Source organism: Acutalibacter muris, assembly GCF_002201475.1.
Taxonomy (GTDB): domain Bacteria; phylum Bacillota; class Clostridia; order Oscillospirales; family Acutalibacteraceae; genus Acutalibacter; species Acutalibacter muris.
Window position 1 is genome coordinate 2,882,366 of the sequence record NZ_CP021422.1, and the last position, 26,859, is coordinate 2,909,224.

General features: G+C 47.1%; 30 protein-coding genes and 2 pseudogenes. 2 read left to right on the forward strand and 30 right to left on the reverse strand.

Going from position 1 to position 26,859, the window contains the following annotated elements:
- The 12 genes and pseudogenes from ADH66_RS14615 to ADH66_RS14670 form a co-directional block, all read right to left on the reverse strand.
- A complete protein-coding gene (locus tag ADH66_RS14615) occupies positions 1-348 on the reverse strand; it encodes a PrgI family protein (RefSeq protein WP_066539254.1) in 348 nt (115 codons plus the stop codon).
- 6 nt (positions 349-354) lie between these two features.
- Positions 355-939, reverse strand: a complete 585-nt coding sequence (locus tag ADH66_RS14620; RefSeq protein WP_066539253.1) for a hypothetical protein — start codon at positions 937-939, stop codon at positions 355-357.
- Positions 940-956: 17 nt separating this feature from the next.
- Complete coding sequence (locus tag ADH66_RS14625) at positions 957-1,793, reverse strand: hypothetical protein (protein ID WP_066539251.1); 837 nt, start codon at positions 1,791-1,793, stop codon at positions 957-959.
- Between the two features lie 71 nt (positions 1,794-1,864).
- Entirely contained in the window at positions 1,865-2,080 is a 216-nt protein-coding gene (locus ADH66_RS14630) for a hypothetical protein (RefSeq protein WP_066539249.1), read from the reverse strand.
- 16 nt (positions 2,081-2,096) lie between these two features.
- A complete protein-coding gene (locus tag ADH66_RS14635) occupies positions 2,097-2,447 on the reverse strand; it encodes a glutamyl-tRNA amidotransferase (RefSeq protein ID WP_066539248.1) in 351 nt (116 codons plus the stop codon).
- Between the two features lie 18 nt (positions 2,448-2,465).
- Positions 2,466-3,533: pseudogene (locus tag ADH66_RS14640) on the reverse strand (VirD4-like conjugal transfer protein, CD1115 family); the annotation flags it as partial.
- 39 nt (positions 3,534-3,572) lie between these two features.
- A complete protein-coding gene (locus tag ADH66_RS14645) occupies positions 3,573-3,902 on the reverse strand; it encodes a plasmid mobilization protein (RefSeq protein WP_066539246.1) in 330 nt (109 codons plus the stop codon).
- A 144-nt stretch (positions 3,903-4,046) separates the two neighbouring features.
- On the reverse strand, positions 4,047-4,241 hold the full coding sequence (locus tag ADH66_RS14650) for a DpnD/PcfM family protein (RefSeq protein ID WP_066539244.1): 195 nt from the start codon (positions 4,239-4,241) through the stop codon (positions 4,047-4,049).
- Entirely contained in the window at positions 4,238-5,206 is a 969-nt protein-coding gene (locus ADH66_RS14655; RefSeq protein ID WP_066539242.1) for a DUF3991 and TOPRIM domain-containing protein, read from the reverse strand. Before ADH66_RS14655 ends, ADH66_RS14650 begins: the two co-directional genes overlap by 4 nt.
- Before the next feature lie 75 nt (positions 5,207-5,281).
- A complete protein-coding gene (locus ADH66_RS14660; protein ID WP_066539240.1) occupies positions 5,282-5,659 on the reverse strand; it encodes a DUF3783 domain-containing protein in 378 nt (125 codons plus the stop codon).
- 24 nt (positions 5,660-5,683) lie between these two features.
- Entirely contained in the window at positions 5,684-6,328 is a 645-nt protein-coding gene (locus ADH66_RS14665) for a hypothetical protein (protein WP_066541905.1), read from the reverse strand.
- Positions 6,329-6,404: 76 nt separating this feature from the next.
- The gene (locus tag ADH66_RS14670) at positions 6,405-6,728 is read right to left on the reverse strand and encodes a DUF6664 family protein (RefSeq protein ID WP_066539238.1); all 324 of its coding nucleotides are present in this window, start codon (positions 6,726-6,728) and stop codon (positions 6,405-6,407) included.
- A 159-nt stretch (positions 6,729-6,887) separates the two neighbouring features.
- Here ADH66_RS14670 and ADH66_RS14675 point away from each other — a divergent pair, with 159 nt between their 5' ends.
- On the forward strand, positions 6,888-7,244 hold the full coding sequence (locus ADH66_RS14675; RefSeq protein WP_066539236.1) for a helix-turn-helix domain-containing protein: 357 nt from the start codon (positions 6,888-6,890) through the stop codon (positions 7,242-7,244).
- 43 nt (positions 7,245-7,287) lie between these two features.
- Here ADH66_RS14675 and ADH66_RS20165 read toward each other — a convergent pair whose 3' ends face one another.
- From ADH66_RS20165 to ADH66_RS14765, 18 genes and pseudogenes are all read right to left on the reverse strand, one after another.
- On the reverse strand, positions 7,288-7,452 hold the full coding sequence (locus tag ADH66_RS20165) for a hypothetical protein (protein WP_157130672.1): 165 nt from the start codon (positions 7,450-7,452) through the stop codon (positions 7,288-7,290).
- Between the two features lie 361 nt (positions 7,453-7,813).
- Entirely contained in the window at positions 7,814-9,181 is a 1,368-nt protein-coding gene (locus tag ADH66_RS14680; RefSeq protein WP_066539234.1) for a sensor histidine kinase, read from the reverse strand.
- Positions 9,169-9,834: a response regulator transcription factor gene (locus ADH66_RS14685; protein ID WP_066539232.1), complete on the reverse strand. Its 666-nt coding sequence runs from the start codon at positions 9,832-9,834 to the stop codon at positions 9,169-9,171. The genes ADH66_RS14680 and ADH66_RS14685 overlap by 13 nt, the downstream gene beginning before the upstream one ends.
- 18 nt (positions 9,835-9,852) lie before the next feature.
- Positions 9,853-10,113: a NisI/SpaI family lantibiotic immunity lipoprotein gene (locus tag ADH66_RS14690; RefSeq protein WP_207652996.1), complete on the reverse strand. Its 261-nt coding sequence runs from the start codon at positions 10,111-10,113 to the stop codon at positions 9,853-9,855.
- 94 nt (positions 10,114-10,207) lie between these two features.
- Positions 10,208-10,951: a lantibiotic immunity ABC transporter MutG family permease subunit gene (locus tag ADH66_RS14695; protein WP_016219410.1), complete on the reverse strand. Its 744-nt coding sequence runs from the start codon at positions 10,949-10,951 to the stop codon at positions 10,208-10,210.
- Positions 10,951-11,700, reverse strand: coding sequence for a lantibiotic immunity ABC transporter MutE/EpiE family permease subunit (locus ADH66_RS14700; protein WP_066539230.1), 750 nt, complete (start codon positions 11,698-11,700; stop codon positions 10,951-10,953). The genes ADH66_RS14695 and ADH66_RS14700 overlap by 1 nt, the downstream gene beginning before the upstream one ends.
- Complete coding sequence (locus tag ADH66_RS14705; RefSeq protein ID WP_162288760.1) at positions 11,700-12,404, reverse strand: lantibiotic protection ABC transporter ATP-binding protein; 705 nt, start codon at positions 12,402-12,404, stop codon at positions 11,700-11,702. Before ADH66_RS14705 ends, ADH66_RS14700 begins: the two co-directional genes overlap by 1 nt.
- A gap of 429 nt (positions 12,405-12,833) precedes the next feature.
- Positions 12,834-13,679: pseudogene (locus ADH66_RS22015) on the reverse strand (N-6 DNA methylase); the annotation flags it as partial.
- 1,919 nt (positions 13,680-15,598) lie between these two features.
- Complete coding sequence (locus ADH66_RS14715; RefSeq protein WP_066539218.1) at positions 15,599-15,952, reverse strand: TnpV protein; 354 nt, start codon at positions 15,950-15,952, stop codon at positions 15,599-15,601.
- Between the two features lie 841 nt (positions 15,953-16,793).
- Positions 16,794-17,159, reverse strand: a complete 366-nt coding sequence (locus tag ADH66_RS14725; protein ID WP_066539213.1) for an LPD28 domain-containing protein — start codon at positions 17,157-17,159, stop codon at positions 16,794-16,796.
- A 19-nt stretch (positions 17,160-17,178) separates the two neighbouring features.
- The gene (locus ADH66_RS14730) at positions 17,179-18,126 is read right to left on the reverse strand and encodes a ParB/RepB/Spo0J family partition protein (protein WP_456236494.1); all 948 of its coding nucleotides are present in this window, start codon (positions 18,124-18,126) and stop codon (positions 17,179-17,181) included.
- Entirely contained in the window at positions 18,092-18,910 is an 819-nt protein-coding gene (locus ADH66_RS14735) for a ParA family protein (RefSeq protein ID WP_066539209.1), read from the reverse strand. Before ADH66_RS14735 ends, ADH66_RS14730 begins: the two co-directional genes overlap by 35 nt.
- Before the next feature lie 122 nt (positions 18,911-19,032).
- The gene (locus ADH66_RS14740) at positions 19,033-19,641 is read right to left on the reverse strand and encodes a type IV toxin-antitoxin system AbiEi family antitoxin domain-containing protein (RefSeq protein WP_066539207.1); all 609 of its coding nucleotides are present in this window, start codon (positions 19,639-19,641) and stop codon (positions 19,033-19,035) included.
- A 200-nt stretch (positions 19,642-19,841) separates the two neighbouring features.
- Positions 19,842-20,483, reverse strand: coding sequence for an RloB family protein (locus ADH66_RS14745; RefSeq protein WP_201448080.1), 642 nt, complete (start codon positions 20,481-20,483; stop codon positions 19,842-19,844).
- A 2-nt stretch (positions 20,484-20,485) separates the two neighbouring features.
- Positions 20,486-21,724 (reverse strand): AAA family ATPase, encoded by a 1,239-nt coding sequence (locus tag ADH66_RS14750; RefSeq protein ID WP_066539203.1) that lies wholly within the window; start codon positions 21,722-21,724, stop codon positions 20,486-20,488.
- A gap of 725 nt (positions 21,725-22,449) precedes the next feature.
- Positions 22,450-23,391 (reverse strand): DNA-processing protein DprA, encoded by a 942-nt coding sequence (locus ADH66_RS14755; RefSeq protein WP_066539201.1) that lies wholly within the window; start codon positions 23,389-23,391, stop codon positions 22,450-22,452.
- A gap of 30 nt (positions 23,392-23,421) precedes the next feature.
- Positions 23,422-24,009 (reverse strand): ComF family protein, encoded by a 588-nt coding sequence (locus ADH66_RS14760; protein WP_066539200.1) that lies wholly within the window; start codon positions 24,007-24,009, stop codon positions 23,422-23,424.
- 242 nt (positions 24,010-24,251) lie between these two features.
- Positions 24,252-25,151 (reverse strand): AAA family ATPase, encoded by a 900-nt coding sequence (locus ADH66_RS14765; protein WP_066539197.1) that lies wholly within the window; start codon positions 25,149-25,151, stop codon positions 24,252-24,254.
- A gap of 364 nt (positions 25,152-25,515) precedes the next feature.
- Between ADH66_RS14765 and ADH66_RS14770 the strand changes: the two genes are divergently transcribed.
- On the forward strand, positions 25,516-26,739 hold the full coding sequence (locus ADH66_RS14770) for an IS110 family RNA-guided transposase (RefSeq protein ID WP_066539196.1): 1,224 nt from the start codon (positions 25,516-25,518) through the stop codon (positions 26,737-26,739).
- The last annotated feature ends 120 nt before the right edge of the window (positions 26,740-26,859 follow it).

The window sequence follows — 26,859 nt, forward strand, 5'->3', positions numbered from 1 at the left end:
TCACTTATTTTCCTCCTTTGTCAGAGTATCTTTCAGCGCTTCGTAGTAAATGTTGTTAGCTTCAAACCGTATCTGCCGGGGTTCCAGCAACTCCGATTTCAGCCAAGCCCAAATAAACTGCTCGGCGGTCATGCCGTGGTAGGTGATGAAACCCAGTGCGGCAAATGGGGCCGCGCCGAGAATACACACCCATGACACGGTTTCTGTACCCATATAGGGCTTGAGTAAGAAGTACAGCCCCACGGCAACGCCGATTGCCAAAATGGAGAAAATGAACTGCCGCATACTCAGGCCGAAAAACATACTCTCTGTATAGTTGCGAATCTCACGGTTAATTTTGACTTCCATATTGACCTACCTCTCCTGTTCCTTTGACGGTTTTGCTTTCGGCTGAAGCTGGGTGGGGCTTTCGCCGCTCTCCGGGCGAACAAGGTCCAACCGGCTGGCAGCATAGATAGCGTTATCATTAAGCTGGCGCTGCCACGCCTGTTCGCTGGGCGACCAGTGGAAGCCGCTGCGTTTCAAGGCGGTGCGTTGTTCCTCGGTGGGCTTTTCGTCAAAGAGAAGCTGCAAACGGTTGTTATCCGTGTTCGCTACGGCTTCACCGCCGTCAAACTTCCAGCCCACATAGCCTAATTCCTGGCTTGCGGAAAGCTGCTCAATCCGCTGCTTCAAGCGGCGGATTTCAGCATTGTTATTGGACAGCTCATAGGACGGAAACGGCGCAGTTACCCAGGAATACCCGGTGCGCACGGCTTCGTCCATCCGCTCGGCGGTTTCCTCGGATACGCCGGGGCACCCATGGGCCGTGCCGTTTTTGCGGTAAAAACTGTTGACAGACTTCATAAATTCCTGCCGTTTCTGGCAGGCTTCCAGTTTTGCGGTCAATTTCTCGACGGCCTGGGGGTCGTCGCTGCTGATTGCATGATTGTAACCCATAGAAAAACTTCCTTTCTTTATAATCCCATCATCTCCCGCACCACGCGGTCGGCCATCTTGACCGCGCCCACGAGGACGAGCATATTAAACACCAGTTCTCCGATATAGCTCCACACCATGGAAACCGCCGCAGCGTCCGGGTCTACCACTGGTGGCGCGGACGCGAACAGGGAGAAGATAATGCAGGCCAGGACAATGACCGCGCCCTCCAAACAGACGGCGGCATAGCTCTTAATAAAGCTCTTGCCTACATTCTGCGACGGCTCCCCGGCGAACGTGGAGAGTGGCACCGGCGCGATAGCGGTGTAAAGATATAGCTTGAAAAACCTTCCGTAGACGGTCATAATCATTACGAAAGACAATACGGTAATGAACAGACCGCCGATCAGGGTCACCGCCCATAGCGGGATGGATTCAAAGAAACCGCAGTCCTCCACGGCAGTCACGATTTCGTCCGGCAGTATCGTCCGTGAAGCAGCCCCAAAACCGGCAGCACCCATAATAGTGTCTATCATCCCCTGGACGATTCGGAATAGCGCCATCATCAGCTCCAATCCGTAAGTGATAAGCCCTTTTGCCAAAGCAAAGCGGATAAACAGCTTTAAGGCGTGTTCCGGCTTTTTGACCTCCACAAAGCTGCCGCAGGTTTTCATCACGCCGACCACAAAGAACAGCACCAGCAGCGCCAGCCCTATGGCCTGCACCGCGCCGTGGATATTGACAATGACATTCCATATCGTGCCGCCCTTGAAGGTTTCGGGCGACTGCGTGATTAACTGCCAAATCTCGGCCAGCTTGCTGTTCCAGGTTTCCAGAGCGTTTTCGAGATTCTGTACGACCCAATTATCTGACAAAAGATTTCCTCCTTTCGCGCATATAGGGCCGAGCCGTCCAGCGCGGCCCGCCCGTATGCTGCATATTCTGCCTATCTACTGTCCCGGTCGGGCGCATTACGGATCACGCCATATACATCATCCACAAAATATCGCCCGGCAAAGGGATTGAACATCGCATGGCATTTTGTGCCGTTGTATTCCGCCAGATAATCATTGTTGCCCAGCTTCTTAATAATGGTTGCCTCGCCGAGAACATGGGTTTCGCCCTGCTTCAAAGAGTGAATATAGCACTCGCATTTTTCCATAGTGATCCCCCTCCATTTAGCCCGTGATAAGGGTCAGAATTTCCTTCGCAAAAGTAATGACAATGCCGCCTGCCAAAGTCAGAAAGCCATTGGAGCGCTGGCTGGGGTCGTGGCTCTGCAAGGAAAGCCCGACCTGCACAATACCCCAACCCAGCAGAATCAAGCCCACGGCACGGATCAGGCCGAAGATGAAATCGGACAGGTTGTTCACCACGGCGATAGGGTCGCCAGCGGCAAAGGCCGTCATGGAGCAGCCCAGCAGTACGGCCAGAGCCAGCACCATAGAGCAGTACAAGCGGAAGCCTCTCTTTACCTTACCGGGCATGGGCAGTTTTGTGGTCTGAGTGTTTTTAGCAATTTTCTTCATAGTAAAATCCTCCGTTTTTCATAAAAATAGAGCTTCCACGTCCTCATCGGACAGAAGCTCATAATCGGTTTGTTCAGTTGCAATTTCCGGCAAATCCTTACTCGTATTTCCGGCAAAAGATATGCTGGCAATAACGTAATCAGTTTTGCCATGTTCATATGGCTTTGCTCTGCCATCCGCAGAAAGCGTCACGTTAGGGTGCTTTAGAATGTCGTACTTCTCGTCAAGAATAGGCCGCTCCCCGCGGATAAACAACAGCGCATAGCGGTTATCCAACATACGCACCTCGGCGGCATCCAGCAGCTCGCGGCCCGCGATCTGCCAGTTGGTGGAATAGCTGCCAGAGTGCCCTTTGGACTGGCCATAGGTGTTCATGTCGATGGTTTCCTTACCCAGCAGCTCCGACACATACTTGTGGGTGGACTGCTCATTGCCGCCCAAATAAAGGAACTCGTCGCAATTCCCTATGATGGATTCCCACTGCTTTTCAAACAGTGCCTTTAGCTGAGCGATATTTTGCAAGATGATGGATACGCTTATATTTCTCGAACGCATGACTGCCAAAATCTTGTCAAAATCATCCGGCAGCGAAACATTGGGGAACTCGTCCATCAGGAAATGCACCGGCACGGGCAGGCTACCGCCGTACTTGTAATCTGCCAGCCAGAACAGTTGTTGGAATAGCTGGGTGTATAGGATGGAAACAAGGAAATTGAAGCTGGTGTCGTTATCAGGAATGAGCGCAAACAGCGCCACCTTTTTCTCACCCAGGGAGGGCAAGTACAGTTCATCCGTGGCGGTCAGTGCCGCAAGCGAGCGAAGGTTGAATTTCTCCAACCTTGCCGCCAGGGTGATTTGGATGGATTTCAAGGTCTTAGCGCTGCCGGAGTGATAGTCCTTATAATATTTCACCGCGATATGCTCCGGGTCGCGCATTTCCAGCCGTTCAAACAGCTCGTCCAGCGGGGATTGATAGGTGTCGTCGTCCTCGCGCACCTCCGCTGCCCGCAGCATTTCCATGACCATGGGGAAGTTCTGCTCGTCGGGCGGCGCTTCGTAGTGAAGATAGAACACCAGCGCCAGCAGCCAGCCCTTGACACGCCAGATAGAAGTGGTAGCCATGGACTACTCCATGGGACGGGGCAGGACAACAGCCTCCGTGATCTTTTTCACCGCTGATTCAAACTCCCGCACACTGGCGTCGTACCGCTGCACGTCCAGCACATTCAGCGTGTGGGCCTTCTGCGCGATCTGATTCAGATTATTGCCTACCCGGTACAGTTCCCTCATCATTGAGAAGTAATCAGGCGGGGGAGCGTCGCGGGGGACGCTGCCATTGATAAGGTGGCGCAGATATGCTTCACGGGACAGGCGGCTTTTGCGGACGCGCTTATTCAGCGATTCCGCTTCTTTGCGGTTGAGTCGCACCTTGATTTCGATATTCCTGCTGTTCAAATTTAACCATCCTTTCCAAAGGGGTTTCAGGGGATTTTCCCCTGACAAGCTGCCTTTTGTCCCCAAAAGGCGATGCTTGCTGGTATAGTACATCCCGTTCGCCCCGAGGGGTCGAACATGGGGGACACTGACCGAAAAATGAGGTCAGCGTTCATGACCCCGGCTGCGCGGCTTCAATACCGACTTGATATCCACGCCGGTAAAAGCGTCCGCGTCCAGCACATGAACGCCGTTTTTCCACGCTGTTCTGACTAAACCTTCGGCTTCGGCATGGCAGCCCGCTTCGATCTCTACGGTCTTTTGCAGCGTTTCCGTGATGGTAACTTCATAGGTTTTCACCGCTCTTTCCTCCTCTCTTTGCGCTTGGTGATGGCGAGGCCGCGCCGGATACAGAGATAATCGTTATAGTCCTTGCCCCGGGGCGGGAACCGGGTCGTGCTGGCAAGGCCATACTGCTTTGCGAGTAACGTCTGAATGGTATGAGCCGCCAGCCGTCCGGCAGGGTCATTGTCCATGCGCAGGAACACCCTTTGAATGTGGGGATTGTCTGAAAGGTACTGTTTCAGCGCGGCGGGCAGGGTGCTATCCTCTACCCGGTTTCGCGGCTTGTATACACCGGCCAGCGACAACAAGTTATCTCGCCGCCAGTCGATACCCTCCATCTTTAGGAGCGTACCGAAGGATAGCAGGTCGATGGCCGATTCAAACAGGTGGAGGGTGTCGCTCTGAACGGCGGCAGGAATCCCAAAGGAGTACCGCTTGTCGCTGCCGTTGGCATCGCCGATGAAGTCTGAGCCGATACCCCGCAGATTGGCATACCGGGCCTTACCGTCTTTATCCAGTCCAATAAAAATCGCATTGTGGTATGGTTCACTTTCATAGAGCCGCCCTGACTGTACACAGAAACTGATAAGTTCCTGGTCTATCCCGCGCCCAGCCAGATAATCTATTACACGGTCACTGTTCTGACTGGCTTTGGGGAGCAGCAGCACCTTTGGCTTTTCCTGCTTAGTTCTGGACGCAAAAACAGGCGGCTGAATTGCCGCCTGCCCTGTTATCCTCTCCACCGCCTCCAGAAAGGGTACATCTTTCACTTTTATCAGATAGTCCAGCGCCGACGTGCCGCCGATCCCCCGCGAGAACCAGCACCACTTGCCGTTGGAGATTTTCAGGCTGTCATGCTCCCGGGTGCAGTAGGTGCTGCCGCCGAAGTGTACCAGTTCCTCCGGCTCGTAGTTGCGCAGATAGGTGAGTAAGTCCATCTCGCGGGCCTTGGACACGGTTTCGGGTGGAATATATGGCATACTTTTCACCTCCGTTCAAATAAAAATAGCCGGGGGATTTCACGAGGAAACCTCCCGGCTATGTAAATAAAGCGGTTATTTCTTCTGGAACGCTTGATGTTCTTTGTAAAGTTCCTCATACAGATCTGCGGCGCTCCAGAATATATTGTGCGGGGTAATGACGGCTTTCAGCCCGATGGGCGGTATGCCTGCTTTTTTGTATTCGCTCAAAAACTGGTCAAGTCTATCTGCCATATTGGAAAACACCATCATCTCAGAGGGGAACTCCGGCCCGGCATAGTCGATATCTTCCCTGGGAAAGCCGGGTATTCCGGCGAGATATGCCAGCTTTTGGGAGTAATCCGCCTGCTTTATCCGGGAAGTGCGTATGCCGAGATTTTTGCACAGGCTCTCAATATGCGTGGCCTTGAGCGGCTCCACATGGAATAAAAGGATATGTGCGTTATTCGCCATGAAAATTCCCCTCCAAATAATCTATCACCTTTGCAATCCAAACTCCCGCTCCACCAAAGCGAGAGTTTCCTCAATACTCCGGCTGTCATCCCGCAAAATCACCCGGAACCCTGAGTGGAGAAACTCGTCATATATAGCGGGAGAGTTGATCCGCTCCAAACACTGCCGGAAGTTTTGAAGCGCCCGCTCCGGCTCGGGTTCCTCCATCATCAGCCGGTAGAGGAACTGCTTTTCCCTGTCGGGCCTCTCAAAAAAGCGCTTCACCGAAACCTCCGGGTCGGCCAGCATGATAAGCACATGGTCATAATTGGAAACCTCCCGCAGTGTTTCCAGGGAGATGTTGGTGTCCACAAATACTGGCTTATCCGTTGCGTCCAGCTTGTCCAGAATTTGCAGCTCAACAATTTCGCACTCTTTTGAGACACCATTTACCCACGCTTCATACTCATCCGGCGTCCGCCTGACAAAATCGTGCCAGTCCTGCAAGTCCCGGGTGTAGGTCAGGCAGGGAAACTCACGGCTGTCCAAACCGGGCAGCATGGAATCGTGATAATTCTCCTCGCAAGCGATACCATCGTACTTTTCGGCAAGCAGCTTCACCATGGTGGATTTTCCGGCGTAGGCCGTGCCGTTTATAAAAAATACGTTGTGAAATTTCAGTTTTCTCATTCCCTTGTCAGTCCAGATTTTAACAACCACAAACATTATATCGGCTGGCAAGCTCCGTGTCAATCAAAACTCTTTTTCAGAGGGCCTTTATCTTCTTCAAATAGGCTACCGCGTCCGTATGCCCCCTAAAATAGATTTGCAGCCGCTCCATATCGTCCAAGTTGAACCTAAGCCGAAGATACTCGGTCAGAACCTTGTGTTCCTCGGCTGTCAAATGGACTTCCCCACTTCCATTAAGCGCCTGACCAATAAAGGCGTTCTCGTTCTCTATGCCAGAAATTTTATTCAGCAGGGCCATATAATCCTCGTTATTCTCCCGCAAATCCAAGATGATCTCATTCTCAATCTCCGGAAAAGAATCCTCCAACCGTGCAGCCAAATCCATATATGTGTCGCTCATATTGAACCTCCTAGTTTTTTCCTTACTATACCCTGTCAAGATGAAAATATCAAATGTGCGTCCATCTATATCCGTAGTATACGGATATAGACTATTATAATATATCTTCTCCAAGGTTACAATAGTCCAGACAGAATTTCCGGCACAAAGGAGAAGAACATGAAATTGGACTATAGGGCCATCGGCAAGCGCATCAAAATCGAGCGTATAAAAGCCGACCTCACCCAAGAGAGGCTGTCGGAGAAGGCAGGCGTTTCCCCGGCCTACATGAGCAATATCGAAACCGGCTCCACGCGGGTCAGCCTGACGACTATGGTGGCCATCGCCAACGCGCTGGGCGTTATCATGGACGACCTTATGTGCGACAACCTTGTGAAATGCCGTGTCCAGTTTGAACAGGATATCGCGGACACCCTCGCGGACTGCGACGAATTTGAGATTCGCATGATAGCGGACATGGCCCAGGCCCTCAAGGATACGCTTCGCAGGGACGCGCACCTGAGAAGCCAATTATAGTGTGTCCTATGTAAAGGAGCAAGTTTGCAGCTTGCCCCTTTTTTTACCGTGCGTGTTCCCGCGCTCTTACCTTTTCCGGCATCTCTTCCTCCGGCCCATCGTCCATAATAGAGCGGTCTTTCTGATCCATGTTGAGCAGAATATTCAGTTCTTTCAGCCGCGCGGATTTCTGTGCCAGCTCCTCCTCTCTGGCAAAAGGAGCGTCCATTTCCTCCCTGGCGCTGGCAAACTGCTTTTCCGTATCGGCCAGTTCATCCCGGACAACAGCCTGCTTTGTGGCAAGCAGGATGCAGGACGAGGAAAGACAGCGTGATGATGGTGGAAACGCTCATGAGCAGATAGATAACTGCCCGAAAAAAGAACATTAAAACGCCCTCCAAACTCAAACAGGTCTGGAGGGTTAAACTATTTTCATTTAGGCGTGAAGATACAGCCCACCAAAACGCCGTTTTTTTATTTGGCGGACTTTAAATTCAGCCGTTCACTTTTTAAATACTACGAGGTATTTTTGAAGATTTCATAAAGATTTGCAAAAATAATGGGCGATGCTTTCCATCGCCCATTAAATCCTAGTATGGAATTTTTATTGTAACCTCTGCACCGCCTGTTTTATCGGAATTTTTAAGAGTAAGTTCCCCGTTGTGTTGCTTTACAATGCTGTTTGTGATATAAAGCCCCATGCCAAAGTGCATATTAGAGCTTCGGCTGTGGTCGCCCATAAAAAACTGCTCCCTTGCATGGCGCAAATCCTCATTCGTAAAACCAGCTCCCTCGTCTGTTATAATAACTTGCAGAAAGTTTTCTTTCCTCTGCGTTTCCACATATATTGTTCCTCTTTGCGGGGAGTATTCTAAGGCATTATTGACAACATTCATAATTGCCCGTTCCAACAACAATTTATCCGCTTCAAAACATCCCATATCCGTTTCTGTTTCCATGTTTAAGCGAATTTCCTTTGTAATACATAACGCACTTGCCTGTGCTTCAATTTGTTCCATATAATCCGCTATATCAATTTTCTCTACTTGAAGCTGATAGCCTGTGACTGTACGGGATATATCAATCAAAGTCTTTATATATACTTGTATCTGTTCCGAACTTTCCGTAATATACCCTGCATATAATCGTTGCTCATCGTCAAGTTTCGTTTCGTTCATTAAATCTATATTCCCCTGGATAACAGTTAAAGGTGTTTTTAAATCATGAGCAAGTGCGGCTATTTGTTCCCTTTGTGATTGCTCTGCCTTCCATTGTTGTTCTAAAGATAATTTTAAGCTATCCTTCATTTCTGAAATAGAGTTCAATACAGCATTGTATTCACTGATTTCAGAGCTTTCTACCTCAAAGTCAAGATTTTGCTTCTGTATTTGTTCTGTTGCCATAATCAACGGAGATAACTGAATTTTCAGTTTTCGGGAATATCGTATTGTCAGACAAACGCAAACCGCTATGCAATTTACCCCTATCAACAGCAATAATAATATTTCGGGAGCAGGCAAATGTTTCTGCATCCAGTCATTTTTATATTGCGAACCCACATAATATTTCAGTACGCAATATTCTGTTTCCCTCGGTATGAATTGGTATTGTGTCCTGCTTGTAGGGTCACTGTTTTCTCCAGTTTTTGCAAATTCCAACACCTTTTCCTGCTCCGTTGTATCCATGTTTGTATAGAGAACATTATAATCTTCATCAAGTATCAGATATTCACAATAGGAAGGGATTGCAACCTTTGTAATATCTGGTGCAGCCGCAATTATCGGCGATATTTCCTGTACGGAATGTTCCGCATTATTAGCATAAGTCACATACCCTGCACTTGAAGCAAATGCAAGGAGCAAAAAAGGAACTGCCGCCGATAAGAGCAATCCTAATATGAGAATAATTAAAAATTTCCAGAAAATCATTTGCAATGAAGTCCGTTTTATCCTTCCCATCTATATCCTACCCCCCAGACTGTGTTAATCGGAGTAACACCATATCCTGCCAACTTGCTGCGAATATTCTTTATATGTGTTGCAATCGTTGAATTGTCGCTGTTACCGTCAAATCCAAAAACAGCTTCATAAATCTGCTCTCTTGTAAATACCTGCCCTCTATTTCTGGCTAAATACTCACATATTTCATACTCGCTTTTGGTTAGGTCAACTTTCTTACCTTTAATAAAAAGTTCCTTTGAAGATAAATCAAACTTGATTTCCTGTTCAAATCCTAATGTATTATGATGCTCCCGTCTTTCCCGACGCAGGTGGGCAGTAACACGGGCTCGTAATTCGCCTATTCGGAAAGGCTTTGTAATGTAATCATCAGCACCTATTCCTAATCCGTAGATAATGTCTGTTTCCATTACTTTTGCTGTGAGAAATAGAATAGGGCAGTCTACAATTCCTCGGATTTTTTTGCAAAACATAAATCCGTCAACATCTGGCATCATAATATCTAGCAAAATCAAATCATAATTCTTTAAAGCATTTATTGTAACATCTGCCACGCTTTCGCATACAGTAACGATATGTCCATCCTTTTCCAAGCCATTCTTAACTAAGTCAAGAATGGCTTTCTCATCATCAATTACTAGCAATCGTGCCAACTCAAAGCACCTCCCTTATCATTCTGCTAATTCTGCAATATAGTACTTCTCATTGATGTTTACCGCAATATCTGTTGTTTCATCAATATTATAAACATATCCATATCGCAATTTATTTCCCTCAACCGTTGTAATGTTTTGAGAAACCTGCCCGATTTCTTCCTCTAACTCTGAATATGAGATTGTCTTTTCAGTAATGATATATGTCTTATTGTCAAAACTTATCTCGTTATAATCAGCAACATTCAGTTCGTATTTGGGCAGAGTGTCATTCAACATATTATTCTTATCCGCCGTGTCTGATATTCTGTTATTGCAACCCATAAAAAAGATGGTTAAAGTTATCAGACATACGCATAGCAATCGGAATTTTTTAATCATTTTCTTTCCCTCCATCCCATAGTCTAATCCACATAATGCTAACAGCGAATAGCACAAGTATGGCTACGATATTTATTATAATTCCAACATAGAAGGTACTGCAACTCTGCAAATAAGCATCCTTGTTCGTAGTCGCAAGAAGCCAGAAATCCATAAACCGAACGCTCCATGCCCACGGAATATACTGCCAGCATACATCTCCTAAACCTGTGAGCATAATCGCAGATAGTAAGCTGCCCGCAATTCCAAGCCCCATAGAAGCACTTTTACCAAATATAAAAGCACACAAAAAATGTATTTGGTATATAGGTGTAGAAGATAAAAGCAGAAGCCCTATAACCTGCACATATCCGCTTATAGAAGTAAACGGAAACATAAGGGCAAAACTGCCGACTGCAAGTGTATAAAATAGCAAAGAATTTATCAGCAGAAAACATAGTTCCCCTATATAAATGTGCGTTCTTGAAGAAACAGTACTAAGTATAAATTGATAATGACCTGCCTGACTTTCCCGCTGGGCAATAATTCCCACAATAATTCCAACTAGAAAAGGATATATTATGCCCAGCATTTCAAAGAAAGCACTTATTTTAAGTGTTCTGTTCCAACTCGAAATATGAAAATAGCCTGCAAATGCCAAAGCAAGTATAAGAGGCACGATTATATAAATAACATTCAACATAGAACGCTTTGCTTTTAGATAATCTGCTCTGACACATCTTAATACTGTTCCCATTATCTTACCTCCTGCCGTGAAAATCCTTTTGCACCAAGCCTTATTAAAGCTGAAAATAGTATTACAGAAAGCAGCAATGCTAAAATAACCATAACCAATGATACTGGCAAATTTCCTGCTTCTTCAGAAACAGGCACTCCATTTGGCAAAATACCGATTGTTGGAACCATTAAGCGTGGCATCCAACTATACGGACAAAAAATCCAGTATTTTGTGTTTGCAAATATTACGCCCAAGGCTGAGCCTATTCCTGCGTTTATTACAACCGTCGCAAATGCACCAATCTTTTTCGACAGCCACAAACATATTGGAATTTCCCACATAGAAGCTACGATAATACAAAAAATACCTGCCGCAGCTTGAAATAGCGATATACTAATTGGGATTTCATAAATAAAGTAAACCGCTATACCGCCAAGCATATTCAACCCTAAAAAAATGAAATTCGCTATAATATCCAAAATCAATATGACGATTGCCTTTGCAATCCACGCATTTTTAAGTTTTATAGGCAGCGGGATAAGACTTCTGTATTTCAGCTTTCCGCCATCCCGTTGTTCACACATCGTGCAAAGCAAAGTGAGAAATCCAGGGAAAAGCAAAACATACCACCAGTTAAATGAGTTTTGCTGATACCACATTGGTGCAAACACATTCATAAGCAGGGTAATAACAGGGGCGAGAATAACGAGTTTTATTGCAAAAGTCCGTTTGTGCTTTATCCATTCGGAAGATACATATTCTTTCATCACATTACCTCCCTGCTTTCTTCAACGACCTTAAGAAACAATTCCTCAAGGTTTTCGCTATGCTGCATTTTACCTTCATATCCAAACCTGCCGTTTGCAATGATACCTATGTCATCTGCAATAAGCTGCACTTCTGAAAGAATGTGGCTTGACAATATAACCGTTATTCCTCTTTGTGGAAATAGACGGATTAAGTTTCGTAGCTCTCCGATGCCAATCGGGTCTAATCCATTTGTCGGTTCATCGAGAATTAGTAAAGACGGATTGTTTAGCAATGCAACCGCAATGCCTAACCGCTGTTTCATTCCCATTGAAAATTGTCCTGCCTTTTTCTTTCCTGTGTTTTGTAAATCCACAAGCTCCAACACTTCATTGATACGCTGCTCTGGCAACCCCAACAAAATAGTCCTTACTTTTAAATTTTCATACGCCGTCAAGTTTTCATATAACGGGGGATTTTCTATCAAAGCTCCGATATGCATTAAATCCTGTCTGCTCCATGAGTGATTGGCAAATTCAATCGTACCCTTGGTAGGATGAAGCATACCTGTTACCATCTTTAAGATTGTAGATTTTCCTGCTCCATTCGGACCTAATAATCCGTATACGCTATTTTCCCGTACATGAATTGACACATCTGTTACAGCGGAATGTTTTCCAAAGCTCTTGCAAAGATTTGTTGTTTTCAATATGAAATCCATAATGTTTCATTTCCTTTCTTGATTTTGATACATAAAGGGTACTGCACATTTTTGAAGATTTCATAAAGATAAGGAGCCTTTTTAAAATCCTGATTAACGCCCGCCATATCAGTATAGGGTAAACAAGAAAAGCTAATTTTGCTTTAATGTTTATTGGCATGAGCCATAGCTGAAATTGCGCACATCGGAGTCGGCGGGGATGGAACGGTCTTCCTCGTCAAAATCTTCTACTTCGTAGGCGGTGATTTCCGCATGGAGATTCCGGATAGCTTCATCAAGCTGCTGGGATAAGTCAGCACCCTCAATGGCTTTGCAGGCGCTGTCCATGCCAAAGCGGGTAGATTCCATGACCATCCTGCCCAGCACCATCTCCGGGTGCTGCACAAAATAGCTGTTCATCCGTATGCCGTTCTCGTCGGCATCCAAATGCACCCAATCCGGCTCCATATCCACCATGCGGTCGCGCTTTTGCAGGAACAGGATGTCGCTGGTTACTTCCGTACCTGCATTGCGCTTGAAGGCGTTGTCCGGGAGGCGAATCGCGCCAATAAGGTCGGCGCGTTGGGCCAGATATTTGCGGACAGCGCTGTTTTCCTTGTCCATGGTGCCCTTGCTGGTGATGAACGCCACGATACCGCCGGGGCGCACTTTATCCAGCGCCTTGCCAAAAAAGTAGTCGTGAATAAGCCAGTGGTTCTTGTCATACCGCTTGTCCAGCACCTTGAAATCGCCGAAGGGCACATTGCCGATAGCCACATCAAGAAAGCTGTCCGGCATTTGCACTTTCTCAAAGCCGTTCACCACAATACTGCTGTTCTGGTAGAGCTGTTGGGCGATCCTGCCGGATATGCTGTCAATCTCAACGCCGTAGGCTTTTGTCCCGGACATAGATTCCGGCAGCATACCTATGAAATTCCCAATGCCACATGATGGCTCCAGAATATTCCCTGACTGGAAACCCATCTGTGCCAGCGCCTTATACATGGCACTGACGATAACCGGAGAAGTGTAAAAAGCAGTCAGACTGCTGGCTCTGGCCGCTGCGTATTCATCCTCGTCCAGCAGGGATTTCAGTTCCAGATATTTGCCATGGCGCTCGTCGAAACAATCGGGCAGACCACCCCAGCCTACATAGCGGGAAAGAATTTCTTGCTCCTCGGGGGTAGCAAGGCGTTCCTCGCTCTCAATCAGTTTCAGCAGACGGATAGCGGCAACATTGGCTGCGTATTTTTCACTGCGTGTACCGTCACCCAGCGCCATGTCTGTAATGTGAAAATTGTGGCGCTGTTCAGCGGGGATTTCCGGGTGCAAGGTTGAGAAAGTGATACGTTCGCGCCGGGGCTTTGGTGGGGCAAGGGTGATTTTTTCTTCTTCGGCTGGTGGTTCCTCGGGTGGAGATTCCGGCGCAGGGACATCTACAACAGGTTCGGGGACAGAATTGTCTTGGGAAGGTGTGGGAAGTACCCTTGGTACTTTCTTCTCCCCAAACAGGGAGAATGTTCCCTCACGAAAAGCGCAAAGATTCTCAAAGGCCGTTTTACGCCAAGCGTAATTCCTGTCATCCTGCACCGTAGATTCCCAAACCGGCACCATCATCTGGTAGAGTTCCTCTACCTTTTCCGGGTCGTCGAGCTGCGGCTGAACTACTTTTACCTTGTCATAAAAATCAAAGCCAACAGGAAACGGGCGAGGCTGCTCTATGGGTACATTATCAAAGAACGTGCAAATATCCCGCGCCAGCTCGTGCTTCTCATAGGCGGGGATATATGCCAATTCTTCCTCCGACATATAACGCCCTTGGCGAATAAGTGCACTGATACGTTTTTCAACCTTGCTCCAAGACAGCACCACCTTGTCATAGGGCGTGAACAACCTATCCTCCCGGGCGTAGGTGATACCCTTGCTGTCGTGGCTCTCGTCAAAACCCAGCCTGCCGAAACCGCCGTCACCGTACTCCTTTTTTAGAAAATCCGCCCTCTCTTTCGGCGTGTGTTCCTCCAAAAAGTAGGAATAAATGCGGAACTTGCTGTGTTCGATATGCGCGCCGCCAATGAGCAGCTTGTCGATTTCATCCTCGGAAATGAACTGCTTGAGCGGTTCGTCCGGGGCTTCCGGGGCTGGGAAAACCACCGTTTCCCGCAAAAGACCGTCAAGCTGCCCTAATAACTGTGTCTGCTTATGATGGTAGGAGCGTAGCAGCTCCCGCCCGTCCTGCGCAGCCAAAAATCCAAACAGCTCATTGAAAAGGCTTTGGACAGTTTCGTGGTCATCCAGTTTTCCCGCAAGCTTTACCGTCATGTCCGGGTAGCCCGCCCGCGTATTATAGACTTCCTGCACCGTGGGAAGATATCCGGATTCTCTGGCTTCATCCGTGAAGTCCTGCACAAGAAACAGGAGCCGCTCTGCAATAAATTTCTTCTCCACTTCGTCGGCGCGGTCAATAACAGACTGCGGCACATACCGCCCTAAATCCAGAAGTTCGCGTATGCGTTTTGCCACATCTTCCCAAGTAAGAACTATAGCCGTGCTGCCGGTCGCCGATTTACCAGAGGACAGCCGCAGGCCCTTTTCATCGAACCGGAGGGAATAGGGCCGTTCGCCAAGGAAGAAGCCTTTGCCGTCCCGCCCATACTCTTTTTGCAGAAATTGCGCATTTTGTTCCAGCGTATAGTCCTTAGAGAAGCACGAGAAAATGCGTTCCAAGCAGTCCGGCTCATTCCCACCAAGGCAAAGGGCCGTGTCGATTACCTGCTGAGAATATTTCAGCTTAGGCATAACAGGTTCCGATTGAGGAATATCAAGGCCGAAAAGTGATAGCTGCTGGCTCTCCTGATTTTTCAGCGCCTTAATGTCGGTGTTGATATAATACTCTTTTTTATCAACGAGCATGGACACCCATTCCGCCACAAGATTCCACGAAAAAACGGACTCCTTGGTGCGTGTGAGGTAAGCGCCCTCCCACATCAGAAGTCCGTTTTCCTGGGGCTTGTGCCCTAGCCGTATGCCGTCCACCAAAATCTCCGTGTACCGCTCCTGATAGGCCGATTTCAAATACTCGGCCCTCTCGGTCATATCCGTGTGGACGGAAAAGAAAAGCTCTATCTGGCGCTTCTTGTACCTCAAATCGTCATACTTATTGGACACCAGCGCCAAAATGAGCTTTTCATCCAAAAGGGGGGGTAGGTCAGAGGCTTCGGCTAACTGTAGATCAGCTCGTTCAGAACCGCCTCCTCCGCCGACTGCCGAATATTGTTCATCAGGCCCACCCATTTCATCTGGTCGCGGGCTTTCAGTTCCTCCGTCACCCCCAGGGACTTCGCCATCTCCGATGTTATCTGCTCCATCCGGGAGAGGGCTGTCTGCTCCACTTCCATCAGGTGCTGGTTCAACCGGCCCGAGGTCAGCAGGTTGGTGTACGTCACGCGGCGGTGCTGTTTCAGGAACTTCCGGCGCAGTAACGCGTATTTCCCAAGGCTGATCTCCGGCTCCTGGGGTGGCAGCAGGTTCGGCAGGAGGTAGCCGTTCTCCGTCCGATATGTGATTTCGGTCATATTCAAAACTCCTTTCCGCATGGGCTTCTTTTTCAACAGGATATAGGATTTTATCGGATTTTTCAAAGGTGCGATTTTGCTTTTGTAAGCTCAGCGCTGTCCGGGCAATCTCCGACAAGCACATCTTGGCAATATCTCCGGTGGCCGTGCCCAGGGCGTTGAGGGTTTCCGGGGTGTTGAAATCCTGCACACAGCGAAAATCTTCCGGAGTAAAATACTCGCTGGTATCACAACCGCAGCGGGAGAGCAGCATATACCCGATACTGTTCTGCAAGGCGGTGGAAAACTGCATTTCCACATTCAGTTCGTCCAGTTCCTCCAAAAAGCTGCCCTCGGTGAAGCCGCGAAGTTCCGCCAAGTAGTCGGCAATATTATCCTGCACGGCATTTTTTGCGGCAGAAAGCAGAGCCGTAGGCAAATTGGATTTATCCTCTAATTCACCAAAGCTATTTTCTAATGTTTCGATAATATCCAGGGCATATTCTTCCCTCATCGTCCACAAAGGAACAGGGCGGGAATGAGGTGTTTCATGGGTATCGGAGATATCAAAATAGTGCTTCAGCCGTGCCCTGCCGTTATATTCGCCGTCAAAGACGGCAATGCCCGTGGCTCCCCGGTTTACCCAACGTCCAAATTGCCGGTTCCAGCGCTCGATTTCCAGAACGGCGGTGGCGTCCGGGCGCTGAGCATAGACCAGGAGCTGCTCGTCAAAGGACAGCTTATAGTTGTAGCTGGCTGCGGTCAAAAACTTCTGCCAGCTTTCCGGGGCCGTAACACTTTTCAGTGTTTTGCGGTACAGTTCCGTAATGAGTTCAAATTTTTTCGCCACCCGATTCACCTCCTAACGCTCAAACTCTTTTTCTTTTTTCGGCGGGTGCCGCTCTAAATATTCCCTGACAGTGGAATCTACGCCCTCATAGCCCCAATCTTTTTCCGGGTCGATATCGCGAAAAGCGTTGTTTCCCGTTTTATAGGAATCCAGCCCTATGGGAGAGCTTGTAATAAGCGTACCCCAATGGTTTACCATGACCCACTTGCCAATCTGCACCGGGTCGCCCCGGCAGTCATCGTCGTGGCGCACCTCGTACATATAAAGGCCCATGGGAATGGTATTGCGGTCGATACGGCAGGGAGTGAACAGCATGGGTTTCCCCAGCACCGTGACCACCTCGAAAACCTCTTTCATAGCGTCCAAACGATAAGGCATAGCTACCCCTTGTGAGTGCCTACCGTTCCATTTCCCGCTGGCGCTTTCGGTACATTTCCAGCGCCTTGATGATGGTATCCTCGATCTTCTGCGCGGGCGTCCCCGGCGCAAAATACTTGCTGATACGTTCCTTGGAGATTTTGAACTGCTCCACCTGATTGCCCTTTTCCTCCTGCATGATGGAGAGCATGACGTCCTCGTTGAGCTTGCCGGCCTGGGAGAAATCTTTCATCTTGATGGCCTGGGCGTGGGATGGTGTGCAGTCCTCCAGTTCCATAAGTTCAAAGAGGGCGGTCTGTTCCTCCGGGGTCAGGTAAGAAAGCTCCACAGCGGGACGGAGCGCCATTTGGGGCTTGTCCTTTTCTTTCAGCACAGAGTTGTCTACTAAATCCAGCAGGGCAGAGGTAAGGTTGGTTAGACGGATATAGCGCTGGATTTGTGTTTTGCCATCAGGTGAGGTTCCTGCTAAAACTTCAACAGAAATACTTCCTTTTAACTTCTGCCCCAGTGGGTCAGAAGTTAAATCTACTCTTTGCCCCTGCCGTTTCATAGCGTCTAGCTTCATTTTATAAGCAAATGCTTTCTCGCTGGGCAGAATCTGCTCCCTCTGCAAGTTGGAATCCACCATGATAATAGTAGCTTCATCATCCGTCAGGTCGCGGACAATGCAAGGAATAGATTCAACCCCAGCCAGTTCACTGGCTTTTTTGCGCCTGTGTCCGGCTACCATCTCATACCCGCCATCCGGTTTGGGTCGCACCAGGCCAGGAACAAGAACGCCGTACTGCCGCACACTGTCTGCCATCTCTGTCATGCACTCATCCATGCGCACCTTGAATGGATGATTGGGGAAATCGCTGATTTCTGCCAGCGGGATGTCCCTGACGGTTTCCCGCTGGGCTTCGTCGCGTTCCTCCTGGGTGGTGAACAGGCTATCTACTGAGAGTAGATTTGCTGCGCTGTTTATTGCCAATGTCCGTCACCTCCTTTACCAGACTGCGGTAGCTGTCAGCGGCGCGGCCCCTGGGTTCGTGCCGGAAAATGCTCTTGTCCGCCGTGCTGATTTCGGCAAGCCGCACCGTAGAGGGGATAACCGTCTGCAATACTGGCAGGTACTTTCCAAAGTTCTCCTTGACCGATTTCACAATGTCCTTGCGGAAGTTAGTGTCGTTAGACATGGTCAGGAACGCTCCGCCGACTTTGAGCTTGGGGTTGATATGCTGTTGGACATTCTGTACCGTGCCGATCAGTTCGGTCATGTCCTCGGCGGCAAGATAGTCCGCCTGCACGGGGATAAGCACATAGTCAGCGGCTGACAGCGCATTGATGACCAGCATACCCAAGGACGGGCGGCAGTCCAGCAGCACATAGTCGTACTTGTCCTTAACGTCAGTTAGATACTGCCTCAATACCGTTTCTCGGCTGAAGGCGTTGACCAGCCCGATTTCCACCGCCGTCAGGGAACGGTTTGCGGGAACAAAGTCAAAGCCCTCGCCATGGTGCATGATTTCCGGGTAGCCTTCCCTGGGGACATTGGCAACGATATCGTTCATGACGTTGCCCAGGGTCAGGGGAAGGTCGTGAGGTTTACGCTGGCCCAGCATTTTTGTGAGGTCGCCCTGGGGGTCAACGTCCACCAGCAGGACGCTCTTTCCGTCCATAGCCAGCCCAGCGCCCAGGTTGAACACGGTCGTGCTTTTTCCAACACCGCCCTTCTGGTTTGCTACCGCGATTACTTTTGTGTTTGCCATACGGGTTCCTCCTTTCCATTAAATTAGCCGCCCACAATTAAGTGGACGGCTATGTAGGAAAAAGCCGCTTACTCTTTTCAGAATAAACGGCGCTATATAATGCTATATGTCAACGTATGCTATTACAGCCATACTCCAATCAAATCTTTCATTCTTTTCTGTACTCGCAACACTTTCGCGCACTCTATGAGGTTAGGTATATTCTTCTTCTGGTCTTTTACATAGCCCTGAATTGCAGAATGAAAAATCTCCCTGTCCATCCTGTTCATATTCCGCAGCACATCACAAATTGTACGGTCGCGGTCATAAATGCGCACATCTTCTAAATCAATTTGCCCTTTTGTTTCCCCTAGCAGAAGTAACTCCGGCTTGACCCGATATGCTCTGATCGCAGGGTAATCTATCTTGAACCGCTGCCTGGAAACATTTATATCAATGGCAATATTCCACTGAGCTGGAGTTCGACGGCTGTACCCATAATAGAACAGGGCGGTTTCCATACAGAGAACCGCGTCGGGGAACAACCGGTTAATAAAAATAACCTCGCTGGCTCCATGGTCGTTTATCCAATGATAGTACCCCCACCGCACTCTTTCAATCAAGCCTTCGTCGAGCATATGCTGAATATCCCTATAAAACAACTTCTCCGCTGTTAGCTGGGCTGTCGTCATAACATACCCATATCTTGAAAAAGTCTCGCCAAAGGTTCGTTTATCATTTTGTGTTAGCATTGTTACCTCTGTAGTGAACCGCGTGGGCAATTTCCGATGCCTGAATAGCTGGCTATATTATATTCCACTATCCAGATAAAGTCAAATCGAGGCAGAGAAAAGCTTCTTTTCTTAAAATAGAAAGCAGACCAGCCTTTTGTTGATCTGCTCATTAGTAGTTCTTAATTATTCATCCTAAAAAGCTGCTATGTACAATAATCTTATTTCTTGGCTTTTCCCTGTATCTCTTCGATCAAATAGTGCAACGTGGTCCCGGGACACATCTCCGAGGGTTTCAACTTACCATCATTCTGACACTTGATGAACTGCTGCTGCGCCCTATGAATTGCTTTCACTTCATCGCCATTCTCTTTTAGCACTTTGTATATCTGTGGATTGGATTTAACGTATTTCTGCCCTATCTCCTTTTTATATAATTCTCCGAAGTCCCGACAACACTCTACAGACCCTTGCATAGTAGGCATTTTCCCAAAGTACGCAAAGAACCAAATTTCAATGCATGGATTAGACCATCCAACTCTGATGCCTTTCTTCTCTGCCTCCAAAATTATTTCATCAAAGCTCTGTACCTGATCCCGGTCAAATACAATCCAGCTTTGGCGATATTGGGGGTCTACATCTGCTTTCTCACAAGTAGAAATCATATCCTTGGTATGTTTGGCAGAAGCTACCTTTACGACTAACCGGTTTCTTATCTTTTCAGGAAGTGAATCCCGTAGCCCATTCAGGTAATTTTTCTCGGTTTCTTCTGTATCGGTCACGATATAGTAGTAGCCAAGTTCTGGAACCCATTTCTTCTGCTTTCCACGTTCTGCTCTTTTCCCATTCCGTTCTCTTGGCATTTTCATTCTCCCCCAAGTACGTCCAGATATTTCATAGTCGGGATAGCCCCATACTTGCCAAGCAAGTAGTTTTCCTCATAAGTCTCCTTACCAAAATTCTCCGGCTTCTCTTCAAAATCTGCGAGAGAATAAAGTGTAGAAGCACCATCTTCCCCTTTTTCCGTAAACCAGATTTCATCCCTGCGGAGCAAACGGTTAGACAGTTGCCAAGCGTCATGAGTAGTGAACACAATCTGTGCATGATTGACGTTGATCTCTGGATTTAAAAAAGTAAGCAGGAAACTGCGGGCCAGCAGCGGATGTAGACGAGAGTTAAGCTCATCCACAAAGAAAACTCCTCCGGTTTTCATCACCGTTTCCAGCCCCGGATAAAGGGCAAACATCTTTAGAGTTCCACTGGATTCTTGATTCAGAGGGATGTTGACAGTTCCTCCATCATTTTTTCTGTGGACTGCGTCAATCTTGATCTGGCTCATGTTATCGTCTTCTGAAAGCACTTCAACTTGGAAGTCGATAATGGATGGGTCGAAGGAGCTCAGATAAGTGACTACTCTTTTCCGGACTTCACTGTCTTTTGAAAAGCCAGCGGGTACCATTGTGGCTAAAGCCATGTTTTCTTTAGGGTCTCCGAAATCGGCAAATACCCAGTTATAGAACCAATCACGTACCGTCTTGAAAATTTCAATTCGCAACTTGGCCCCAAGAGACACAGCCAGGGTTTCTTTCTCAAGCGAAAGTCGGACATTTTCCTTTTGCTTGGCAGGGATTCCAGTTAGTTCGAGCGAATCTTTCTGCCGAAGTAAAACTTTCCGATTCCGTGTCTCTTTTACATTCAGCCACTCTTCAACTATGCCACCACGGTTCAGTGTGAAGCCATAGTTGTATGTTGTTCCGTCATCTTCTCCATTTCCCGTAAAGAAAACTTCAAAGGATGATTCGGCCTCCCGGCTCACTGAATCCATGAGGAAAGGGGTATAGACTGGCTGGTCTGTCTCTTTTCTTTCTCCATCCCCACCATAAGCAAATGAGTTTATTACATATTTTACCATAAAGAGGAAGGCTTCGATCACGTTTGTTTTGCCACTGGCGTTCGCTCCAAAAATCGCAGCAGCAGACAGAAGCTTTTCTTTTCCTACTATAATAACGTGATCAGCATGGTTTTCCTCTTCGGTAGCTGAAAAGTCCAGGATGGTGTCATCACGAAAGGACTTAAAGTTTTCAAAACGGAACTGTATCAGCATAGCCAATCCTCCCTTCTTATAACATTATACCCAAAGCCAGACAAAAAATCAATCTTTTCCTGACTGCGTCTACGTTGTGCCCATAATTTGAGGATATGTAGGTGCAGAGAAGTGGATCGAAAGTGCAGTAAATCAAACCGCCAAAGCACACCGATGGTGCAGTTTACTACAAAATTCCCCCTCAGCTTGTCCCCCAAGTAGCATACGGTTTCCACTCCACTATTTCACATTTTCTGGAAGCCACACCACATATGTTTATCGTCCTCTCAACGCCAGAAACCTCGATAAAATAAGGCTTTCCAGCGCTTTCCCCCTCGCCATACTTCCTTACCCTCTCAAACGTCGAAAAGCTATGTATCGGAAACCCCACCGTATCATGCTCACCCCCAAACAGCGCAAACGGAACATTACCGGTGCTTCTGAGGGGTAGGAATCGCAGACTTGACAGCGTGTTTTTACCAAAAATAAGGTCGTTATGGAATTACAAAAAGAAAAGCCGCTCATTCTGCATAGAACAAACGGCTTGATATTGAAATTCTCATTAATGTCGAAATAAGACTCCTCTATCTTGCTGATTTTTCGAGACAGAATAGTACTGGATGGTTTTTACCTACTTAAAACAAGAGTTAAGGAATTATATAGTATAATACTTTATTGAACTAGCCATTTCTCAGTTTACAAGTTGTCGATAAACGCTTACTCCTATATAAATCATGAAAGGTCATCTAATTCCAATTAATTGTAAGTTGCTCGTAATGGTTAGCCTCTTTATTATCAGTATTTATCGCGGCGAACACACCATCAAGATTGGGAACTCCATTTCTCCCGCGTATGGGTTGCCCTCCTTGTCCGATGAAATAGGGGTTAGCTTCCGCTGATACCTCAGGTTTAGCATAGTCAATAACAAAAAGAGGTTGTGCTCTTTTCAATGTTTCCTCGCCAGCCGCAAAGGTTCCGCCAGTTTTTCCCGATTCAACAAGAATCATCGCCTCCGATAAGCCGATAATTAACGAATTCCGTTTCATTGCATTTCCAACATTCCATAATGCCTGTGGCAAAAATTGTGAAACAAACACATGATTTTGGGGAGTCAACAAATCTCTAATGGCTTTTTTCTCTGTACACTTCAGAATTCCCTCTGCTAAGACAAAAACAGTATTTCCATTATGCGCCATAGCAGCAGAGTGCGCGGCTAAATCTGTTCCAGCAGCATAACCACTAACAACAGTTACTCCCTTTTCAGCCAGCTGTTCCGCACACTGTGTTGTAATCACAATTCCCTTCTCAGATGCTTTTCTAGATCCACAAAATCCAACCGATAGCGTAGATAATAAATTTATATTTCCCTTTAGGAATAAAACAGGAGGACAATACTCACCTAATACTGTTTTCAGTTGAAATGGGTACAGTGGGTCTGTTTCAAGCAATATAGCAATTTTCTGCCTTTTTAGTTCAGCACAGAGAATTTTGGCGCGCTCTTTGTTTTCCATAATGTTTTCAAACATACTATCTTTACATTTGATGATAGGCAACAGTTTTTCAGGATTTTGACATAAAGATTCAAATGTATCATATGCACTGTTAGATACATGTCTTATGATTCTCTTAATTGCAATATCACCAATACCCTTTGAAAGCATTAGTTGAAGTAAAAACTCCTCATACATACATATACCTCTTTCTGGTTTGACAAACAGCTATTGATTTTTTGTTTTTGTAACTGTAAGGACATATATTTTGTCAATTAGAGGATCTTGACGCAAAGCATTTACACATTGATTAAGTGTTGTCCCTGTATCATACAAGTCATCAATTAGGAGTGTATTATGTCTACGTGTTGCCATTTTCCTTTTGATGATAGAACCATTCAATTTTTTCTTTTCGTCAAATGAAAGACCTTTTGCCTCAACTTGCGACACATTTTCCAAAACATCACAGCAACAAAAGATGTTAAGTTCTGTTGCAAGTTTATCAGCAATTTCAAATGTTGGCTGATATCCTCTGTTTTTCGTAGGGGGAACAGGTAGTATAGTATTGACACCTTTCATCTCCGAATGTGTATCCAAAAAAGAAATAATTGTATCAACAATTTCTTGTAAGTAGTCATATCGTTGTTTATATTTGAACTGATATAACAATTCTCCAATTGCGGATCTAGTATTGGAGAATTGTTGATGTCCATAGTCATCCTCGCCAAGCGGAATGCTTTTTACAACATGAACATCTAGGGAAAACCCCAAATCCCAGTTTCCCCATATTTGAATTGGATGAATTTCAACAGCCACAGTAACATCCCCACCTTTATTATTTGTAAAAATATAGTTGATATTATATCATAGTTAGGGTTCACTGTTCAACCCTTGATTTTAGTAGAAGTAAAGTTACCACTTGCTTGCATTGAGCGAGAAAAGGCCACACCATTGCTAAACATCCTCAAAATCCAAGTTCATATTCTGTTTTTCGGATGTAAGTATCGTTGCTCTATTGCTCTCAAACCGTTGGTACCACTGGTTTTATGGCGTAAATCCTATATCGCCATTCGTATCAGCCCCGGATAAAGGGCAAACATCTTTAGAGTTCCACTGGATTCTTGATTCAGAGGGATGTTGACAGTTCCTCCATCATTTTTTCTGTGGACTGCGTCAATCTTGATCTGGCTCATGTTATCGTCTTCTGAAAGCACTTCAACTTGGAAGTCGATAATGGATGGGTCGAAGGAGCTCAGATAAGTGACTACTCTTTTCCGGACTTCACTGTCTTTTGAAAAGCCAGCGGGTACCATTGTGGCTAAAGCCATGTTTTCTTTAGGGTCTCCGAAATCGGCAAATACCCAGTTATAGAACCAATCACGTACCGTCTTGAAAATTTCAATTCGCAACTTGGCCCCAAGAGACACAGCCAGGGTTTCTTTCTCAAGCGAAAGTCGGACATTTTCCTTTTGCTTGGCAGGGATTCCAGTTAGTTCGAGCGAATCTTTCTGCCGAAGTAAAACTTTCCGATTCCGTGTCTCTTTTACATTCAGCCACTCTTCAACTATGCCACCACGGTTCAGTGTGAAGCCATAGTTGTATGTTGTTCCGTCATCTTCTCCATTTCCCGTAAAGAAAACTTCAAAGGATGATTCGGCCTCCCGGCTCACTGAATCCATGAGGAAAGGGGTATAGACTGGCTGGTCTGTCTCTTTTCTTTCTCCATCCCCACCATAAGCAAATGAGTTTATTACATATTTTACCATAAAGAGGAAGGCTTCGATCACGTTTGTTTTGCCGCTGGCGTTCGCACCAAAAATCGCAGCAGCAGGCAGAAGCTTTTCTTTTCCTACTATAATAACGTGATCAGCATGGTTTTCCTCTTCGGTAGCTGAAAAGTCCAGGATGGTGTCATCACGAAAGGACTTAAAGTTTTCAAAACGGAACTGTATCAGCATAGCCAATCCTCCTCGTATAATAAGTTTATAAGTTAATAAATCAGGTACCAGCAGGCCGTAAGATACCCGTGATACAATAGCTGTAGGACAGCAGGATAAGTTCTATATTCTCCGGTAGAACCGCAAGGTTGCTACAAAGAAAGTCCGTCCCCCCGAGCCGGAAGTAAGCTGCAAACTCACTGGCTGTTTGCCGTGGTGCGGCCCCCTCTGTCCCAGCGGCGAGCCGCTGGGACAGGCAGTGGAGGGAATCGCATCGGCCGCTCCTCGGAATGATTCTCATACGCGAGGTTGCTGAGGCTTCCGGTTATCATGGGTATCTTAGAGCCTGCTGGTCCTAAAATTTCCACCCCGAGGAGGTGAAATCGTGAATCAATTATTCGTTGGCATTGATGTGGGAAGCCGCGGGAACACAGCCTATCTCATGCGGCCTGATGGGGAAAAGCACAGTAATTTCACAGTACAAAACACTCAAGGCGGTGCTAAAATATTGATTGATAAAATCGTTTCGGCACTTACCGCGATGGGCCTGGAACAGGTCGTGATCGGCATGGAGGCCACCGGCATCTACGGAGATAATCTCGTGTACGCTCTCCGGGAAGATGGCGCCCTGGGCCGGTTCCAGCGCAAGATCCATGTGCTCAATCCCAAGCAGGTCAGCAAGTTCAAGGAATCCTACTCCGAACTGCCCAAGAACGATGATGTGGACGCTTTTGTGATTGCCGATAAGCTCCGTTTTGGTCGTATCACCCAGGAGGTCTATATGGACGACTACCGCTACAAAGCCCTGCAAACCTTGACCAGAGCCAGATTCTATGCTGTACAAGACTTGACCCGTGAAAAACAGCGTTTTGCGAACTATTTGTTTTTGAAATGCTCCGGTCTCGCGCAGGGCAAGGACATAGCTAACTCCAGCGCCACCACCATCGCTCTTATGGAACGCTTTGAAACTGTGGACGAGCTGGCTTATGCCGATTTGGATGAACTCACAGCTTTCATTGATGAGAAGGGCCGCAACTTCGCCGACCCTGCCGCAAAAGCTAAAGCCATTCAGACTGCTGCCAGAAACTCCTATCGTCTGCCTATCACTGTAAATAATTCTGTGAATCAAGCTATGTCAGTTTGTATTGCCACCATGCGGGCGTTGGAAAAGCAAATCAAGGTTCTTGACAAACAAATTGAACAGATATTTGCTGTCCTTCCAAACACCCTGACCTCCGTTCCCGGCATCGGCAAGGTCTACTCCGCCGGGATTATCGCTGAGATCGGTGACATCAACCGTTTTCAATCCCAGGCTTCTGTCGCCAAATATGCCGGTCTTGTCTGGAAACAGCACCAGTCCGGTGAGTTTGAAGCCCAGAACACCCGCCTCATTAAGTCCGGCAACCGTTTCATTCGCTACTATCTGCTGGAAGCCGCCAACTCTGTGAGAAGATGCGACTCCGAGTTCAGGCGTTACTATGACCTCAAGTACAAACAGGTCAATAAATACCAGCACAAACGCGCACTCGCTTTAACTGCCAGAAAACTGGTTCGGCTCGTCTTTCGACTGCTGAAGGAGGGGCGGAACTACATACCGCCGGAGGGCTGAGTCCTACTCGCTTTTCGGTAACGAAGCCCTGTTCAAAAAAATATCATGGGGCAGGGCTTTGGTTGGTGTTGCCTTTTTGCTGCTATGTCATTTCTTTTTCACCGCTTTTCTTTTGACTTT